Annotated in this window: 14 protein-coding genes and 1 riboswitch; of the genes, 7 read left to right on the plus strand and 7 right to left on the minus strand. The window is 72.0% G+C overall.

Annotated features, from left to right (window positions below; genetic code table 11):
• Nucleotides 1-11 precede the first annotated feature (11 nt).
• Entirely contained in the window at nucleotides 12-485 is a 474-nt protein-coding gene (locus OG306_RS08125) for an Asp23/Gls24 family envelope stress response protein (RefSeq protein ID WP_266745426.1), read from the minus strand.
• 91 nt (nucleotides 486-576) lie between these two features.
• Here OG306_RS08125 and OG306_RS08130 point away from each other — a divergent pair, with 91 nt between their 5' ends.
• On the plus strand, nucleotides 577-1,278 hold the full coding sequence (locus OG306_RS08130; protein ID WP_266745427.1) for a hypothetical protein: 702 nt from the start codon (nucleotides 577-579) through the stop codon (nucleotides 1,276-1,278).
• 171 nt (nucleotides 1,279-1,449) lie between these two features.
• Here OG306_RS08130 and OG306_RS08135 read toward each other — a convergent pair whose 3' ends face one another.
• From OG306_RS08135 to OG306_RS08145, 3 genes are all read right to left on the minus strand, one after another.
• Nucleotides 1,450-2,241: an enoyl-CoA hydratase/isomerase family protein gene (locus tag OG306_RS08135; protein WP_266745428.1), complete on the minus strand. Its 792-nt coding sequence runs from the start codon at nucleotides 2,239-2,241 to the stop codon at nucleotides 1,450-1,452.
• A 152-nt stretch (nucleotides 2,242-2,393) separates the two neighbouring features.
• Complete coding sequence (locus OG306_RS08140) at nucleotides 2,394-2,615, minus strand: helix-turn-helix domain-containing protein (RefSeq protein WP_018518904.1); 222 nt, start codon at nucleotides 2,613-2,615, stop codon at nucleotides 2,394-2,396.
• Nucleotides 2,616-2,955: 340 nt separating this feature from the next.
• Nucleotides 2,956-4,554 (minus strand): ABC-F family ATP-binding cassette domain-containing protein, encoded by a 1,599-nt coding sequence (locus OG306_RS08145; RefSeq protein ID WP_266745429.1) that lies wholly within the window; start codon nucleotides 4,552-4,554, stop codon nucleotides 2,956-2,958.
• Between the two features lie 282 nt (nucleotides 4,555-4,836).
• Here OG306_RS08145 and OG306_RS08150 point away from each other — a divergent pair, with 282 nt between their 5' ends.
• Nucleotides 4,837-5,250, plus strand: a complete 414-nt coding sequence (locus OG306_RS08150; protein WP_266745430.1) for a VOC family protein — start codon at nucleotides 4,837-4,839, stop codon at nucleotides 5,248-5,250.
• A gap of 94 nt (nucleotides 5,251-5,344) precedes the next feature.
• Here OG306_RS08150 and OG306_RS08155 read toward each other — a convergent pair whose 3' ends face one another.
• From OG306_RS08155 to OG306_RS08165, 3 genes are all read right to left on the minus strand, one after another.
• Entirely contained in the window at nucleotides 5,345-6,655 is a 1,311-nt protein-coding gene (locus OG306_RS08155) for a hypothetical protein (RefSeq protein WP_266752116.1), read from the minus strand.
• A 185-nt stretch (nucleotides 6,656-6,840) separates the two neighbouring features.
• A complete protein-coding gene (locus OG306_RS08160; protein WP_266745431.1) occupies nucleotides 6,841-7,968 on the minus strand; it encodes an alpha/beta hydrolase in 1,128 nt (375 codons plus the stop codon).
• A gap of 161 nt (nucleotides 7,969-8,129) precedes the next feature.
• Nucleotides 8,130-8,789 (minus strand): class II aldolase/adducin family protein, encoded by a 660-nt coding sequence (locus OG306_RS08165; RefSeq protein ID WP_266745432.1) that lies wholly within the window; start codon nucleotides 8,787-8,789, stop codon nucleotides 8,130-8,132.
• A gap of 304 nt (nucleotides 8,790-9,093) precedes the next feature.
• On the opposite strand from OG306_RS08165, the gene OG306_RS08170 reads away from it, so the two are divergent.
• From OG306_RS08170 to cobN, 5 genes are all read left to right on the plus strand, one after another.
• On the plus strand, nucleotides 9,094-10,359 hold the full coding sequence (locus OG306_RS08170) for an inorganic phosphate transporter (RefSeq protein ID WP_266745433.1): 1,266 nt from the start codon (nucleotides 9,094-9,096) through the stop codon (nucleotides 10,357-10,359).
• Between the two features lie 75 nt (nucleotides 10,360-10,434).
• Complete coding sequence (locus tag OG306_RS08175) at nucleotides 10,435-10,665, plus strand: hypothetical protein (RefSeq protein WP_266745434.1); 231 nt, start codon at nucleotides 10,435-10,437, stop codon at nucleotides 10,663-10,665.
• 173 nt (nucleotides 10,666-10,838) lie between these two features.
• Nucleotides 10,839-10,967: riboswitch (cobalamin riboswitch) on the plus strand.
• 145 nt (nucleotides 10,968-11,112) lie between these two features.
• Entirely contained in the window at nucleotides 11,113-12,186 is a 1,074-nt protein-coding gene (locus tag OG306_RS08180) for a cobalamin biosynthesis protein (RefSeq protein ID WP_266907055.1), read from the plus strand.
• The gene (locus OG306_RS08185) at nucleotides 12,183-13,700 is read left to right on the plus strand and encodes a cobyric acid synthase (protein WP_266907053.1); all 1,518 of its coding nucleotides are present in this window, start codon (nucleotides 12,183-12,185) and stop codon (nucleotides 13,698-13,700) included. Before OG306_RS08180 ends, OG306_RS08185 begins: the two co-directional genes overlap by 4 nt.
• Nucleotides 13,697-17,359 (plus strand): cobaltochelatase subunit CobN, encoded by a 3,663-nt coding sequence (gene cobN, locus OG306_RS08190; RefSeq protein ID WP_266907051.1) that lies wholly within the window; start codon nucleotides 13,697-13,699, stop codon nucleotides 17,357-17,359. The genes OG306_RS08185 and cobN overlap by 4 nt, the downstream gene beginning before the upstream one ends.
• Nucleotides 17,360-17,454: the final 95 nt, after the last annotated feature.

The following is a 17,454-nucleotide window of genomic DNA, read 5'->3' on the forward strand; positions in this document are numbered from 1 at the left end:
GGTTCGGAGGCCTAGTGAAGACGTGGTTCGGACTGGTCCTCGTCGTCGGGCTCGTCGGGCAGCTTCACATCACTCACCGCGATATTGACCTCGACGACTTCCAGGCCGGTCATCCGCTCGACCGCCGCGATCACGTTCTCCCGTACGTCACGGGCGACATCGATGATCGACACGCCGTAGTCGACGACGATCTCCAGGTCGAGTGCGGTCTGTGACTCGCCGACCTCCGCCTTCACCCCGCGGGTGACGGACTTGCCACCGCCGGGGACCCGGTCGCGCACCGCCCCGAACGTGCGCGAGAAGCCGCTGCCCATCGCATGGACACCGACCACGTCGCGGGTCGCCATTCCCGCGATCTTCTCGACCACGCCGTCGGCGATGGTCGTGCGGCCGCGGGTGGCGGGGTCTCCCCCACCGCGCTTGATGAGCGGGGTCGCTTCCTTGTCGGGGCTCTCGGGCCGGTTCCGCTGCGGAGTCTCCGTCATCGCCACTCTTCCCTTCGGACACGTTGGACCTCCTTGCCCACACTAAGTGCGCTTGCCCCGTCTCGCGCCGTGGATGCGGCAGGCTGGGGACATGACGACGGCTGACGGTCCGCGCGGGACCGACGGATGGACAGCGGCGGTACGGCAACGGCTCGGCCTCGGCCGGCTGCTTCCGCTGGGCGGTCCGGCGGACGGGGCCTGGATCTCGGAGCGGGCCGCGGTCGCGGTGCTGCGCGGCGCGGTGAGCGGGCCGGGACCGGGGCCGGTGCTCGGGAAGCTCAGGATCTCGGTGGCGGATCCGGACGGGGCCCCGGCTGCGGAGGTGGAGCCACCGCCGAGCGCCCTGCCGCCGGGGCCGTTGCGGATGGAGGCGACCATGTCGGCGATGTCCGGTCTGCCGCTGCCCGCCGCTGCCGCGCAACTGCGCTCGGCGCTGCTGGCGGCGGCCGCGCAGCGGCTGGGCCTGGTGGTCGCCGAGGTGGATCTCCGGGTGACGGAACTGCTGGACACGTCACCCGTACCGCCGACCCCCGAACCGGCCGAGGTGCGCGGGGCGAGGCCGGAGGGGGCGGTGGGGGTCGCTGCCGCGGGTGTTCCGGGTGTGGTGGCGCTGACTCGGGTGCTGGGCAACGCGGTGCACACGGGTCCGGGCCGGGTACGGGTCGAGCTGGCGACGGAATCGGGGCACCGGGCGCTCGACGTGGCCCGCGCGGTGCGGGGCGCGGTGGCGGCCGCGGTGGAGGGGCATCCCTCGGTCACGGTGCTGGTCACGGCGGTGGCGGAGCGGGACTGATCACCGGACCCAGGACCGACCCACCGGGTCCGGGACCGATCACCGGGCCCAGGGCGCTGACCCAGCGGGTCCGGGGCTGATCACCGGGCCCAGGGCGCTGACCCACCGGGTCCGGACTGCCTTGCCGGGGCTGTCGCATGGGGCCCGGGAGGGTCCTGCTCGGGCCCCGGATCAGTCGGTGATGCCCGCCAGGTCGCGCAGCCGGCGGCCCTGCGCGGCGCGTTCGGCGATGCGCTGCTCCTCGTAACCACGGGAGACGGCACCGCTCAGCAGCGCCTTGGTCTCCACGACCGCGTCGCGCGGGGCGGCTAGCAGTGCGGCGGCCAGGTCCCGGGCCGCCGCGTCCAGTTCACCGGCGGGGACCAAGAGGTTGGCCAGGCCGGTGCGCTCCGCCTCCTCGGCGTGCACGAAGCGGCCGGTGGCGCAGATTTCGAGCGCGCGGGCGTACCCCACCAGGCTCACCAAGGGGTGGGTGCCGGTGAGGTCGGGGACCAGGCCGAGGCTGGTCTCACGCATGGCGAACTGCACGTCCTCGGCCACGATCCGCAGATCGCAGGCGAGGGCGAGCTGGAAGCCGGCCCCGATCGCATGCCCCTGGACGGCCGCGACCGACACGATGTCGTTGCGGCGCCACCAGGTGAACGCCTCCTGGTACTCGGCGATGGTCGCGTCGAGCTCGGACTCCGGGCCGCGCGCCATGTCGAGGAAGGACGGCTCACCGTCGAACCCCTCGGGGGTGAACGCCTGCCGGTCGAGGCCCGCGGAGAAGGACTTGCCCTCGCCACGGAGCACGACGACCCGCACGCTGCCGGGCAGCGCCCGTCCGGCCTCGGTCAACGCCCGCCACAGAGCGGGAGACTGAGCGTTGCGCTTGGCCGGATTGGTGAGGGTCACCGTGGCAACCGCGTCGTCGACGGTGAGTCGTACGCCGTCCTTGTCGAGCACAGAGTCGAGCGAAGTCACGGGGCGCCTCCGGATCGGTTCAGTCAGCCGGTCGAACTAAGTGACTGAACAGTAACCACCCGGCCGACAGTCTGGTCGACCGGGTGGCCACCACCGAAACCGGTGAGCCCCGGGACGGGTCCGGAGGACCTGTCCCGATCCGCCGAAGGCCGTCAGGCCGTGGCGGCCTTCTTGCCCCGCGTCGCTCCGCCGCGTCCACGCAGCGTGACTCCGGACTCACTGAGCATCCGGTGGACGAATCCGTAGGAGCGGCCGGTCTCTTCGGCCAACGCCCGGATGCTCGCACCGGAGTCGTACTTCTTCTTCAGGTCTGCCGCGAGCTTGTCGCGCGCGGCGCCGGTAACCCGGCTGCCCTTCTTCAGAGTCTCGGCCACCCGTGCCTCCTCATGGGAAGTGCGCTCTGGACTCTCATGATCACCCCTCGGGGGCGTCCTGGCCACCCATTCGGCAAGGTCCGTGCAACCGGATTCCGGCCCGGGGAGCGGACCGACACAACCGGAATCCCCCATTCCGCGGGGCTTCAGGGGCGGGTGACGACAACCTCGGGACGAACCGCCAGGTCAGGGCCACACGGGGAATGCGGCCCCGCATGGGTGCGCCCGGCAGGTATCTGCCGGGCGCCGCGCCGAGGTACGAGACGTACTCACGCAGATGATGGATCACGCATGGGCCGAATGATCCATACGGAGTGGATCAGAGGTGACCGGTCCGGGATCAGGCCAGCGCGACCAGGTCCCGGTAGTCCGCGCCCCACAGGTCCTCGACACCGTCGGGCAGCAGGATGATGCGCTCCGGCTGGAGGGCCTCGACCGCTCCCTCGTCGTGCGTGACGAGGACGACGGCACCCTTGTACGTGCGCAGCGCGCCGAGGATCTCCTCGCGGCTCGCCGGGTCGAGGTTGTTCGTCGGCTCGTCCAGGAGCAGCACATTGGCGGAGGAGACCACGAGGGTCGCGAGCGCGAGACGGGTCTTCTCGCCGCCGGAGAGCACTCCGGCGGGCTTGTCGACGTCGTCGCCGGAGAAGAGGAACGAACCCAGCGTCTTGCGGACCTCGACGAGATCGAGGTCGGGCGCCGCGGAGCGCATGTTCTCCAGGACGGTGCGGTCCGGGTCGAGGGTCTCGTGCTCCTGGGCGTAGTAGCCGAGCTTGAGTCCGTGGCCCTCGATGACCTCGCCGGTGTTGGGCTTCTCGGCGCCGCCGAGGAGCCGCAGCAGGGTGGTCTTGCCCGCGCCGTTGAGGCCGAGGATGACGACCCGGGAGCCCTTGTCGATGGCGAGGTCCACATCGGTGAAGATTTCGAGGGAGCCGTACGACTTGGACAGTCCCTCCGCCATCAGGGGAGTCTTGCCGCACGGCGCCGGCTCGGGGAAGCGGAGCTTGGCGACCTTGTCGGAGACCCGGACGGCCTCCAGACCGGAGAGCAGCCGCTCGGCGCGCTTGGCCATGTTCTGCGCGGCGACGGTCTTGGTGGCCTTGGCGCGCATCTTGTCGGCCTGCGAGTTGAGGGCCGCGGCCTTCTTCTCGGCGTTCTGCCGCTCGCGCTTGCGGCGCTTCTCGTCGGCCTCGCGCTGCTGCTGGTAGAGCTTCCAGCCCATGTTGTAGACGTCGATCTGCGAGCGGTTGGCGTCGAGGTAGAAGACCTTGTTGACGACCGTCTCGACGAGCTCTTCATCGTGGGAGATAACGATGAAGCCGCCGCGGTAGGTCTTGAGGTAGTCGCGCAGCCAGACGATCGAGTCGGCGTCGAGGTGGTTCGTCGGCTCGTCGAGCAGCAGGATGTCGGCGTCCGAGAACAGGATGCGGGCCAGCTCGACGCGGCGGCGCTGACCGCCGGAGAGCGTATGGAGCGGCTGTCCGAGCACCCGGTCGGGCAGGCTGAGCGCGGCGGCGATGGTGGCGGCCTCGGCCTCGGCGGCGTATCCGCCCTTGGTGAGGAACTCCGTCTCCAGGCGCTCGTACTTCTTCATCGCCTTCTCGCGGGTGGCGCCCTTGCCGTTCGCCATCCGCTCCTCGTTCTCCCGCATCTTGCGCAGGATCTCGTCGAGACCGCGGGCGGAGAGGATCCGGTCGCGGGCGAGTACGTCGAGGTCGCCGGTGCGCGGGTCCTGCGGGAGGTAGCCGACCTCGCCGGCGCGGGTGATGGTGCCGCCGACGGGGTTGCCCTCGCCGGCGAGGCACTTGGTGAGGGTGGTCTTACCCGCTCCGTTGCGGCCGACGAGGCCGATGCGGTCGCCCTTGGCGATACGGAAGGAGGCGGACTCGATGAGGATGCGGGCGCCGGCGCGCAACTCGATGCCGGAAGCGGTGATCACGGTAAAACTCCAGGGCGGGTGGGCTGCGGACGGGACGACTAAGAGTTCGACTCGACGCCGTTACTCATGCACAAGGAGAATTGCCATAGGGGTCATTCTACTGGCGGTGTGCAACTGCTTTTCCGCATGCGCCCACGGCACTCGTCCCGCCCTCGCCGGGCGCCGCCGCTCCGTGGCGGGCCGGGCCGAATCGGGCCGTTGTCGGTGGCGGGTGGAAGACTGAGACGCAGATCACAGAGATCACAGAAACGGGTCACGGGAGCACGAGAAGGGGTGAGCGTCATGGCAGGCGCACCGGCCGGCGTTCCGACGATCTATCCGACGATTCTGTACGACGACGCGAAGGCCGCGATCAAGACGCTGACGGAGGGCCTCGGCTTCAAGGAGGAAGCGGTCTACGAGGGCGCGGCCGGGCAGGTTCTCCATGCGGAGCTGTCCTGCGGCAACGGCAGAGTGATGCTCGGTTCCAAGGGCCGCGAGGGTGCCTTCGCCAAGGCGATGCAGGGGGCGGGCCCCGCCGGTGTCTACGTCGTGGTGGACGAGGTCGACGCGCACCACGCACGGGCCGTGGAGCACGGGGTGGAGATCCTGATGCCGCCCACGGACCAGGACTACGGCTCGCGCGACTTCATGGCCCGGGACGGGGAGGGCAATGTGTGGACCTTCGGGACGTACGCACCGGGGTCGGCGGGCTGACGGCCGGGCGGACCGACTGCCTGAGTGACGGGCTCAGCGGCGCACGCGCGGCCGGACGGGCTCGGGGCGGGCCCGTCCGGCGTGGTCGTACGGGCTACGCGCCGCCCGTGTGCACCTGGAACGCGGCCCGGCGCACCGCTTTGGCCAGTGCGGGGTCCGGGTGCGCGGCGGCCAGGGCCACCAGAACCTGCACGGTGCGCGGGTGGCCGACGGCCCGTACCTCGTCCAGCAGCGCCGGCACCGTGCCCTGGACGGCCGAGTCGAGGTGGCGGACCAGCAGTCCGGTCTCGCCGTGGTCGGCGACGGCCGCCGCGGTGTCGACCCAGAGCCAGGTGGCCTCCTCCCGGCTGAGGACGTCCTGGGTGTCCTCGGGGTCGGTTCCGTCGTACTCGGCCAGCCAGAGCAGCGCGTAGGGGCGCAGCGAGGGGTCGGCGACGACGGAGCGCACCTCGGGTTCCGCCGGGGCGCCGACGACCCGGAGGGCTTCGAAGGCGAGGCCGCGCAGCAGTGCGTCCTCGCCGCGGGCCACGGCGAGGAGTTCGGCGACGGCGCTTCCGACGGGGCGGGCGGCAAGCCAGGCGCGGTATTCGTCGCGGGCCGGGCCGGGGGTGAGCCGGGCGCAGCCGAGCAGCATGTCTGCGGCGGACTGCTCGATGTTCCCGGCGGGGCTCTGGGCCGCGACGCAGATCTGCTCCAGCTTGACCCAGACCGCCCAATTGCCGAGCGGGGTGAGGGTGGCGTGTCCGGCGCCGAGCGTGAGCGCGCCGACGGCGACCAGTCCCTCCAGGGCCCAGTCGAGGAGCAGGGCGACCAGGGCGGCGGGGTGTGCGGCGGGGGCGGGTTCGGCCGGTGCGGTCAGCGGCCGCGGTCCGTACGGCACCTCGCAGCGCTCCTCGTGGAGTTCGGCGACGCGCTGGCCGAGCAGGTCCAGGAGGGCGGGCACGGTGACCGGGCCGGCCGAGAGCTGGAGGAGGGAGAGCACCTGGGGCACGGCCTCGACGGCCTCGGCGACCGCGGTGGACTCGATGCCCTCGGGTGCGGGGTGGACGAGCGACCAGGCGTCGAAGAGCGCCACCCAGCCGCGGAGCACGGCGGAGTCGTCGCGGTCCCAGGCGCGCAGCCGCCAGCCGGGGCGCGCGGTGCCGCCGTGCAGTTCGACGAGACCGGCCAGGCGGGCCCGGTCCCAGCCGGAGCGCACCTGGGCCGGGGACAACTCCAGGGCCGTCGCGGCCCGTTCGAGAGCCTGGGCGGCCGGTGGCGGTGCGCCGGGGAACGCGCCGTCGGCTGCCCAGTGGGCGATCCGTACGGCGTCGGCGAGGACCGTCCTGGCCTGGCGGGCCAGTTCCGCCCGGGGCGGGGTGCCCTCCGGAGGGCGGGGCGCCGGCCTGGTGCGGCGGGTGGTCACCGCCTTGCGAGCGGTGGCGATGGGTCGGGGGCGGACAAGTCGCAGCCTGGAGTCGCGCGGAGTACGGGACGTCACGGGGAGCAGTCTTGCCTCTGACGGCCCGAAAGCCCAAACGGAACCCGAATTCCCGGTGGAGGGGGTGCCCGGCGGGGTCCGGCACCAATCGGCCGATCCCCCTCATCAGGTCACATCAGGGGCGTGAGGAAGCGGCGCAGGGCCTCTTCGTAGTGGACCGGATCGGCATTCCACATCGCCGCATGCGGAGCCTGTGGAACGGCGCGCAGGGCGACCAGGTCCGGGCGGCGGGCGGCGAGATCGCGGGACGGCTGCCAGGGGGCCAGGGTGTCGTCCGGGCCGTGGAAGATCAGGGCCGGGACGCGCAGCTCCGACGCGAGGGAGCCGTCCAGGAGCCGGGCGCCGCGCAGCCCGGTCTGTCCCTGGGCGGCGCGGACCGCGAGCGGCAGCAGCGCGGTCGGGACGCCGTGGGCGACGGCCAGGGCGCGCAGTGTGGTGACCCAGTCCAGGACCGGGGAGTCGAGGACGAGACCGCGGATCCGGTCACGCAGCGCAGAGTTGACGGCCGCGTGCAGCGCCATCGAGGCGCCGGTGGACCAGCCGTGCAGGACGACCTTGTCGGCTCCGTACCGCACGGCGAAGCGGACGGCCGCGTCCAGGTCGCGCCATTCGGATTCGCCGAGGTGGGCGAGGCCGTCGGGGGAACGCGGGGCTCCGGCGTCGCCGCGGTAGGCCAGGTCGAGGACGGGCAGGCGCAGGTCGTGCAGGAACTCCATGATGTTCATGGGGTGTTCCCTGGTCGTACCGAGTCCGTGCACGGTGATGACCCAGGTGTCGCGGGCGCCGGGCAGGAACCAGGCGGGCAGTGCGCCCAGTTCGCCGGGGATCTCGACTTCCCTGTGGTCGAGGCCGAGGGCCGAGGAGGGGTCGCCGCTGTGCAGCTGCGGGGTGATCCCGACCTTGGCGCCGGGTTCCAGGTTGCCGCGGTCGACCCGCTCCAGTCGGCGGACGACCGTGTCGGGGGCGTGATGGGCGTGTTCGATCACCGGGCCGACGACCGCGTGGACGTCGTCGCCCACCAGTCCGTACCTGCCGGGCCGCAGCGCGGCGAGGGAGCGGGTCAGGGTGATCTGCCCGGCCGCCGTGGCGTGCACGGTGAGCCTGCGGTCGGCGGGGAGCGGTCGTCCGGACGGCGCCCTGAGCGCGGCGTCGCTGGCGTACCGGCCGGCCGCGACAGCTGCCGCACCGACGCCGAGGATCGTGGTGACGGCTGCTGCCGTGACTGTTGCCGGGCGCACGGCTCCAGTGTCGGGGGATGTGCGGCACCCTGCCAGCGGACGGGGGCCGTCCGGTGTCCCGGCAGAGGTGATCCCGGAACGGATGATCTCGGAAGGGGTATCCCGGAAGGGGGCATCCCGAGGGGGGCACCCGGGAAGGATATGGGACCGCCGGGAGCGGGTCAGCCCGGTTGTCCGTATCCCTTCAGGGCTTCCTGTACGTCGCGCAGCTGGGCCGGGGAGAGCAGGCTCGGAGTGTGTCCGGGTACGGAGCTCGCGGTGAGCCAGAGCCGGCAGAGCCATTCCAGCTGGGCGGTCCTGTCGTACGCCTCGTCCAGGCGGGCTCCGTAAGTGAGGGTTCCGTGGTTCTGGAGCAGGCAGCCCGTACGGTCCCGCAGGGCGGTGAGCATGTTTTCGGCCAGTTCCGCGGTCCCGTAGCGCGCGTAGGCCGCGACCCGGACGGGGCCGCCGAGCATGGCGGCGGCGTAGTGGACCGGGGGGACCTCGTGGACCAGGGTGGAGACGGCCGTGGCGTGCACCGCGTGGGTGTGCACGACGGCGGCCGCGTCGCTGTTCCGGTAGACCGCGAGATGAAGCGGGAGTTCGCTGGTCGGGGCCAGTTCGCCGATGATCCGGTTGCCTGCCAGATCGACGCCGACGGCGTCCTCGGGGCCGAGCCGGTCGTACGGCACTCCGCTCGGCGTGACCAGGACCGTCCCGCCGACCCGGGCCGACACGTTGCCCGACGTGCCGACGACGAGGCCGTCCGCCGCCGTCCGGCGGGCGGTGGCGACGACGCCCTCCCAGGCCTGTTCGATCGCGTCCCGCTGCTGATCGCTCATACGGAGATCCTGTCAGCCGCGAAGGCCCGGGTCAGCTCTATGAGCGAACGGACAAACGGTCGGCTCGGCCGAAGTCGCCACCATCACAAATCGGAAACGATCGCAAATAGGGGTGACGAGGGGGCGAAACGGGCCTCACGGGGCCCTGCGCCCGACTCGTGCCGCCCGCGGAGGACGAGCAGAGAACAAACTGAGCGACCCGACTCCGTTTGGAGTCACCGTGACGCCCTGTCCAGTTCATCTTCCGTTCACTCAGGTTGCCTACGGTCCACGTGCCAATGACGTCGAACGATTGCCTGGGTAAATGGAACACATCACGCTGCTCCTCGCGATTGTGATCGTGACAGCTCTAGTGTTCGATTTCACGAACGGTTTCCATGACACCGCCAACGCGATGGCGACGACCATCTCGACCGGCGCACTCAGACCGAAGACAGCGGTGGCCATGTCCGCCGCTCTCAACCTCGTCGGCGCTTTCCTGTCCGTGGAGGTCGCCAAGACGATCTCCGGCGGGATCGTCAACGAGAACGGGCTGCGGACAGAAGTCATCTTCGCGGCACTCGTCGGCGCCATCCTGTGGAATCTGCTGACCTGGCTGGTCGGGCTGCCGTCCAGCTCCTCGCACGCCCTGTTCGGCGGACTGATCGGCGCGGCGGTGATGTCGGCGGGCTGGTCGTCGGTCAACGGCGGCACCGTCGTCACCAAGGTGCTGCTCCCCGCGGTCGCCGCCCCGATCGTCGCCGGTCTGGCCGCGCTGCTGGCCACCAGACTGACGTACCGGATCGGCGGGAAGATCCGTAACGACGCCCAGGAGAAGGCCACCGCCAAGGGCTACCGCGCGGGCCAGATCGCCTCGGCCGGACTCGTCTCCCTCGCCCACGGCACCAACGACGCGCAGAAGACCATGGGCATCATCACCCTGGCGCTGGTCACCGGTGGCGTCCTGCACCCGGGCTCCAACCCGCCGGTCTGGGTGATCGTCTCCGCCGGTCTGGCCATCGCGCTCGGCACCTACCTGGGCGGCTGGCGCATCATCCGCACCATGGGCAGTGGCCTCACCGACCTCAAGCCGCCGCAGGGCTTCGCCGCCCAGACCAGTGCGGCCACGGTCATCCTGGCCTCCTCCCACCTCGGCTTCTCCCTCTCCACCACCCAGTCCTGCTCCGGCGCCGTGATGGGCGCGGGCCTCGGCCGCCAGGGCGGCGTGGTCCGCTGGTCCACCGCCACCCGGATGTTCGTCGCCTGGGGTCTGACCCTGCCGGCCGCGGGCCTGGTCGGCGCGGGCGCGGAATTCCTCACCAAGCAGGGCACCTGGGGTGTCGTGGTCGTCGCGGCGCTGCTGGTCGCGGGCTCCGGGGCGATCTGGATGCTGTCGCGCCGCAAGCCGGTCGGCCACGGCGATGTCGCACCGGCGGACGGCGTCGCCGAGCCCGCGGGCGTCGTCACCACGGCCATCGCCGCCGTCAGCCCGCCGCTCACCGCGGCCCAGGCAGCGGCACAGGACCTCAAGACCACCATTCCGGCCCCGGCCGGAACCACCCCGGACCCGGCGCGACCCGCCACCGTCTAGGCCGACCTTCCAGGCCGGTCCGTCCGGGCCCGCCGTCCGGGCCCGCGTCCAGGCCCGCCGTCCAAAGGATTCCGCATGAAAATCGACTGGGCAGCCCTCGGCACCGTCTTCGGCGTCTCCCTCGTCGCCACCGTCGCACTGGTCGGCCTCTTCACCCTGGGCATCGTCGGCCTCTCCAAGCAGCCCGAACCGGCCACGCAGGGCGGCTCCGGCGGCTCACTGCTGCTGGCCCGCGCCGGCGCGTACGTCTGCTTCGCGCTGTGCGCGGCGGCGGTCGCGTACGGGATCTATCTGATCGTCGCCTGAGCCCCGCCCCGCGCACTCCCTCTTCGGGCCGGACACACCTCGTGTGTCCGGCCCGAAGTGCTGCGCCCGGCCCGGTGTGGGCCTCAGCACACTGCGCCGTCGCAGGTCAACGGCAAGTTGACGGGCGTTCGCGGAGCGTGGTGGACTGCCGGAGCCAATTACGGCGACAGCAGAGGAAGCCGGTGCGAATCCGGCGCGGTCCCGCCACTGTCACCGGGGAGCAGTCCCCCACACCGGAAGTCACGGCACGCGCGAGCGGGCTGGAAGGCCGGGGGAACTGCGGATCCGGGAGCCAGGAGACTCTCGTCGCCGGTCACGTCGAACCAGGGCGCGGACCCTGAGTGAGGACATATCGCCATGCCTGGCTGCCGTGCGTCCGTTGCTGTGGCGCTCTCACCGAGAGCCGCCTGTACGAAGCTCCTTCGAGGCGTAACGGCCGGCTGAGCCGTGCGTGCCGACCGCGTCTTCGCGTACGGCGCCACAGCCGGCCTGATCGGCGATCTGCTGCTCGGTGACCCCCGCAGGGGGCATCCGGTCGCCGCCTTCGGGCGGGCCGCGGCGGGCGTCGAGCGCCGGCTGTGGCGCGACCACCGCGGGTGGGGCGCGCTGCACACCCTCGTCTGCGCCGGAGGCGCCGCGGGTGGTGCCGCGCTGCTCGCCCGTGCTGTACGCGACCACCCCGCCGCCTCCGTCGCGTTGACCGCGGCCGCCACCTGGTCCGTCGTCGGCGGTACCTCCCTGGGGCGTGAGGCCCTGACCATCGGTGACGCCCTGGCCGCCGGTGACCTCGACCGCGCCCGCGAGCGGCTGCCGCATCTGTGCGGGCGCGATCCGCACTCCCTCGACGGGCCGCAGATCGCCCGCGCCGTGGTGGAGTCCGTGGCCGAGAACACCTCGGACGCCGTGGTCGGCGCCCTGGTGTGGGGTGCGCTGGCCGGTGTCCCCGGGCTCGTCGGCTTCCGGGCCGCGAACACGCTCGACGCCATGGTCGGCCACAAGTCGCCCCGCCACCGGCGCTACGGCTGGGCCTCGGCGCGCCTCGACGACCTCGCGGGCTGGCCCGGCGCCCGGCTCACCGCCCTGCTCGCCGTGGCCTCCGGGCGGCGGCCACGTGGAGCGGTACGGGCGTGGCGGGCCGACGCGGCCAAGCACCCGAGCCCCAACGCGGGCCCGGTGGAAGCCTCGTTCGCGGGTGCGCTCGGCGTGCGGCTCGGCGGGACGCTCGCGTATGGCGGCCGCGTCGAGCACCGCCCCGTCCTCAACGGGGAGACGGGCCGGGCGGTGGAGACCCAGGACATCGAACGCGCGGTACGGCTGTCGCGCCGGGTGAGCGCGCTGGCCCTCGGCGTGTGCGTGACGGGCCGGTTGGGCGTGGCCCTCGCCGCACGGCGGATCGCGGAACGCCCGATGACAGAACGCTCGGCCGCGGGGACTCCGGTCGCAGTGACGTCGATCGCTGTGACCTCGATCGCTGGAATTTCAATGGCAGCACGTTCGATCGCAGGACGGAGACGGACATGAGCGGCGGACTGCTGGTCGCCGGAACCACCTCGGACGCGGGCAAGAGCGTCGTCACCGCGGGCATCTGCCGCTGGCTCGTACGCCGGGGCGTGAAGGTGGCGCCCTTCAAGGCGCAGAACATGTCGCTGAACTCGTTCGTCACCCGCGAGGGCGCCGAGATCGGCCGCGCCCAGGCCATGCAGGCCCAGGCCGCCCGGGTCGAGCCGACCGCGCTGATGAACCCGGTCCTGCTCAAGCCCGGCGGCGACCGCTCCAGCCAGGTCGTCCTGATGGGCAGAGCCGTGGGCGAGATGAGTGCGCGCGGCTACCACGGGGGCCGGCAGGAAGCGCTTCTCTCCACGGTCGTGGACTGTCTGGAGCAGCTTCGGGGCACGTATGACGCGGTGATCTGCGAGGGCGCGGGCAGTCCGGCCGAGATCAATCTGCGGCGCACGGACATCGTGAACATGGGCATCGCACGGGCGGCGCGCTTCCCGGTGGTGGTCGTCGGCGACATCGACCGCGGCGGCGTCTTCGCCTCGTTCTTCGGTACGACGGCGCTGCTCGACGCCGAGGACCAGTCGCTGATCGCCGGCTACCTCGTCAACAAGTTCCGGGGCGACGTCTCGCTGCTGGAACCGGGCCTGGAGATGCTGCGCGACATCACCGGGCGGCGGACGTACGGGGTGCTGCCCTTCGCCCATGGCCTCGGCATCGACGAGGAGGACGGGCTGCGAGCCTCACTGCGCGGGGCCGTGCGCGAGTCGGCCGTCGCGCCGCCGCACGGCGAGGACGTACTGCGCGTCGCGGTGTGCGCCGTACCCCTGATGTCGAACTTCACCGATGTCGACGCGCTGGCCGCCGAACCGGGCGTCGTCGTCCGGTTCGTGGACCGCGCCGAGGAGCTGGCCGACGCCGACCTCGTCATCGTGCCGGGCACCCGCGGCACCGTGAAGGCACTGGCCTGGCTGCGCGAGCGCGGCCTCGCCGACGCCCTGGCGCGGCGCGCCGCCGAGGGCCGGCCGGTCCTCGGGATCTGCGGCGGCTTCCAGATCCTCGGCGAACACATCGAGGACGAGGTCGAGTCGAGGGCGGGGCACGTCGACGGCCTCGGCCTGCTGCCCGTACGCATCCGCTTCGACCGCGAGAAGACCCTCGCCCGCCCCGTCGGCGAGGCGCTCGGCGCGCCGGTCGAGGGGTACGAGATCCACCACGGCGTCGCGGACATGGGCGGCGGCGAGCCATTCCTGGACGGCTGCCGGGTCGGCGCCGTGTGGGGCACGCACTGGCACGGCTCGCTGGAGAGCGACGCGTTCCGCCGCCGCTACCTGACCGAGATCGCGCGGGCCGCCGGCCGGCGCTTCGTCCCCGCCCCCGACACCTGCTTCGCCGCGTTGCGCGAGGAACAGCTCGACCGCCTCGGCGACCTCATCGAAGAACACGCGGACACGGACGCGCTGCTGCGGCTCATCGAGTCGGGCGCACCGTCCGGACTTCCCTTCATCGCCCCCGGAGCACCTGGAGCACGCGCATGAACTCCCCTACGAGCACCGTGCTGTTGCTGTCGACCGCCGACACGGACCTCCTCGCCGCCCGCGCCTCCGGCGTGCCGTACCGGATCGGCAACCCCACCCGCATCGACGTCCGCGAGGAACTCCCCGCGCTGATCGAGGACTCCTCCGTCGCCGTCGTCCGTCTCCTCGGCGGCAAGCGCGCCTGGGAGGACGGGCTGGCCGTCCTCAAGGCGTCCGGCATCCCGACCGTGCTGCTGGGCGGCGAGGGCGTGCCGGACGCGGAACTGATGGCCGAGTCGTCGGTACCGGCCGGTGTGGTCGCGGAGGCACTGCGCTACCTCGTGGAGGGCGGCCCCGGAAACCTCGTGGAGCTGGCCCGCTTCCTGTCCGACACCGTCCTGCTGACCGGTCACGGTTTCGCCGAGCCGCAGCAGATGCCCGAGTGGGGCCTGCACGGCGGGCGTACGTTCACCGAGGGCCGCCCGACCGTCGGGGTGCTCTTCTACCGGGCACACCAGCTGTCCGGGAACACCTCGTTCGTGGACGTCCTGTGCGACGCGGTCGAGGCGCGCGGCGCCAACGCCCTGCCCGTGTACTGCGGTTCGCTGCGCGGCGCCGACGCCGGTCTCTACGAGCTGCTCGGCAGGGCGGACGCCCTGGTCGCCACGGTCCTCGCGGCGGGCGGCACCCGCGCGTCGGACGCCTCCGCCGGGGGCGACGACGAGGCCTGGGACATCGGCGCGCTCGCCGAGCTGAACATCCCCGTCCTCCAGGGCCTGTGCCTGACCTCGTCGCGCGGCGCGTGGGACGCCTCGGACGCGGCGCTCTCCCCCATGGACGCCGCGATGCAGGTCGCGATCCCGGAGTTCGACGGCCGGCTGATCACCGTGCCGTTCTCCTTCAAGGAGCAGGGTCCCGACGACGTGCCCGTCTACCGCGCCGACCCCGAACGCGCCGCGCGCGTCGCGGGAATCGCGGTACGCCACGCCGTCCTCAAGCACAAGTCGAACGCCGAGAAGAAGCTGGCCCTCGTCTTCACCGCCTACCCGACCAAGCACTCCCGCGTCGGCAACGCCGTCGGCCTGGACACGCCCGCGTCGGCAGTGCGGGTCCTGGACGCCCTGCGCGACGCCGGTTACGGGGTCGACGGGCACCCCGACAACGGCGACGAGCTGATCCACCGTCTCATCAACGCCGGTGGCCACGACATCGAGTGGCTGACCGAGGAGCAGCTCGCCGCCGCCCCCGCGCGCGTCCCGCTCGCCGACTACCGGGCCTGGTTCGAGAAGCTGAAGCCGGAGCTGCGCGACTCGATGCTGGAGCACTGGGGCGAGCCGCCGGGCTCGCTGTACGTGGACGGCGACGACATCGTCCTCGCCTCGTTGCAGTTCGGGAACGTGGTGGTGCTGATCCAGCCGCCGCGCGGCTTCGGCGAGAACCCGATCGCGATCTACCACGACCCGGACATGCCGCCGTCGCACCACTACATGGCGACGTACCGCTGGCTAGAAAACTCCTTCGGTGCGGACGCCGTCGTCCACATGGGCAAGCACGGCACGATGGAGTGGCTGCCGGGCAAGGGCCTCGGCCTGTCCGCGGGCTGCGGCCCCGATGCCGTGCTCGGCGAACTGCCGCTGATCTACCCGTTCATCGTCAACGACCCGGGCGAGGGCACCCAGGCCAAGCGGCGCGGGCACGCCACCGTGGTGGACCATCTGGTGCCGCCGATGGCGCGTGCCGACACCTATGGCGACCTGGCCAAACTGGAGCAACTGCTCGACGAGTACGCGCTGGTCAGCGATCTCGACCCGGCAAAGGCGCCGTCGGTGCGGGCGCAGATCTGGACGCTGGTGAAAGCCGCCGAGCTGCACCACGACCTCCATGTCGACGAGCAGCCCGGCGACGACGACTTCGACTCGTTCGTCATGCACATCGACGGCTACCTCTGCGAGATCAAGGACGTCCAGATCCGCGACGGCCTGCACATCCTCGGCGGCGGTCCCGTCGACGAGGCGCGGGTCAACCTGGTCCTGGCCGTGCTGCGCGCCTCCCAGGTGTGGGGCGGGCTGGCGAACGCGCTGCCGGGGCTGCGGGCGTCGATCGCCGGGCACTTCGGGCTCAGCGAGAAGGAGTTGCTGGCCGAGCCGGGCGCCGCGGTGAAGGTGCCGGCCGAGCTGACCGGACTGGTCGACGGCCCGGCGCGCACCGGTGCGGACGCGATCGATCTGCTGGAGCAGCTGTGCCGCCGGCTCGCGGAGGGCATGGAGGAGCGCGGCTGGGACCTCGCGGCCGTGGCGGGGCTGGTACGGGACGTCCTCGGCTTCGAACTCCCGGACGCCGTAGCCGTGTTGGGCTTCGCGTGCGAGGAGGTCGTGCCGCGGCTGGCCCGGACGACGGACGAGATCGACCACATTCTGCGGGCGCTGGACGGCGGCTTCGTACCGGCGGGTCCGTCGGGCTCACCCACCCGCGGTCTGGTCAACGTGCTGCCGACCGGGCGCAACTTCTACTCGGTGGACCCGAAGGCGATTCCGTCCCGGCTGTCGTGGGAGGTCGGCCAGTCCCTCGCGGACTCCCTGATCGCCCGGTACCTCGCCGACACGGGCGACTACCCGAAGTCGGTCGGCCTGACCGTGTGGGGCACCTCCGCCATGCGTACGCAGGGCGACGACATCGCGGAGATCCTGGCGCTGCTCGGCTGCCGTCCGGTGTGGGACGACGCGTCGCGGCGGGTGACCGGGTTCGAGGTCGTGCCGGTGAGCGAGCTGGGCCGGCCGCGCATCGATGTGACGGTGCGGATCTCCGGGTTCTTCCGGGACGCTTTCCCGCATGTGGTGGGGCTGATCGACGACGCGGTGCGGGCGGTGGCGGAGCTGGACGAGCCGGCCGGGGCCAACTACGTACGGGCACACGCCGACGAGGACACGGCGGTCCACGGCGACCGGCGCCGGGCCACGGCACGCGTCTTCGGCTCGAAGCCGGGGGCGTACGGTGCGGGGCTGCTGCCGCTGATCGACGCACGGAACTGGCGGTCGGACGCGGACCTGGCCGAGGTGTACGCGGTGTGGGGCGGTTACGCGTACGGGCGCGGGCTCGACGGGCGGGCGGCGCGCGGGGACATGGAGACGGCGTTCCGGCGGATCGCGGTGGCGGCGAAGAACGTCGACACGCGTGAGCACGACCTGGTCGACGCCGACGACTACTTCCAGTACCACGGCGGCATGGTCGCCATGGTGCGGCATCTGACCGGCGAGTCCCCCGAGGCGTACGTCGGCGACAGCGCCACGCCGGACCAGGTGAAGACGCGCACGCTCGGCGAGGAGACACACCGGGTCTTCCGGGCGCGGGTGGTCAATCCCCGCTGGATGAGCGCGATGAGAAGGCACGGCTACAAGGGCGCGTTCGAGATGGCCGCGACCGTGGACTACCTCTTCGGGTACGACGCCACAGCGGGGGTCGTCGACGACTGGATGTACGAGAAGTTGTCGGCGGAGTACGTGTTCGACGAGACCAACCGGGACTTCATGAAGAAGTCCAACCCCTGGGCGCTGCGCGGGATTTCGGAACGGCTGCTGGAGGCGGCGGAGCGGGGGCTGTGGGCGGAGCCGGACCAGGAGACCCTGGACCGGCTCCGGGCGACCTACCTCGAACTTGAGGGAGATCTGGAGGGGGACGAGTGAGCGGTCCGTCCGTGTCCGCCCATCGGGGGCTCCGCCCCCGGACCCCCGCTCCTCAAACGCCGGAGGGGCTGGAATTCACGCCGGAGGGGCTGACA

It is taken from the genome of Streptomyces sp. NBC_01241, from assembly GCF_041435435.1.
In the GTDB taxonomy this organism is placed as follows: domain Bacteria; phylum Actinomycetota; class Actinomycetes; order Streptomycetales; family Streptomycetaceae; genus Streptomyces.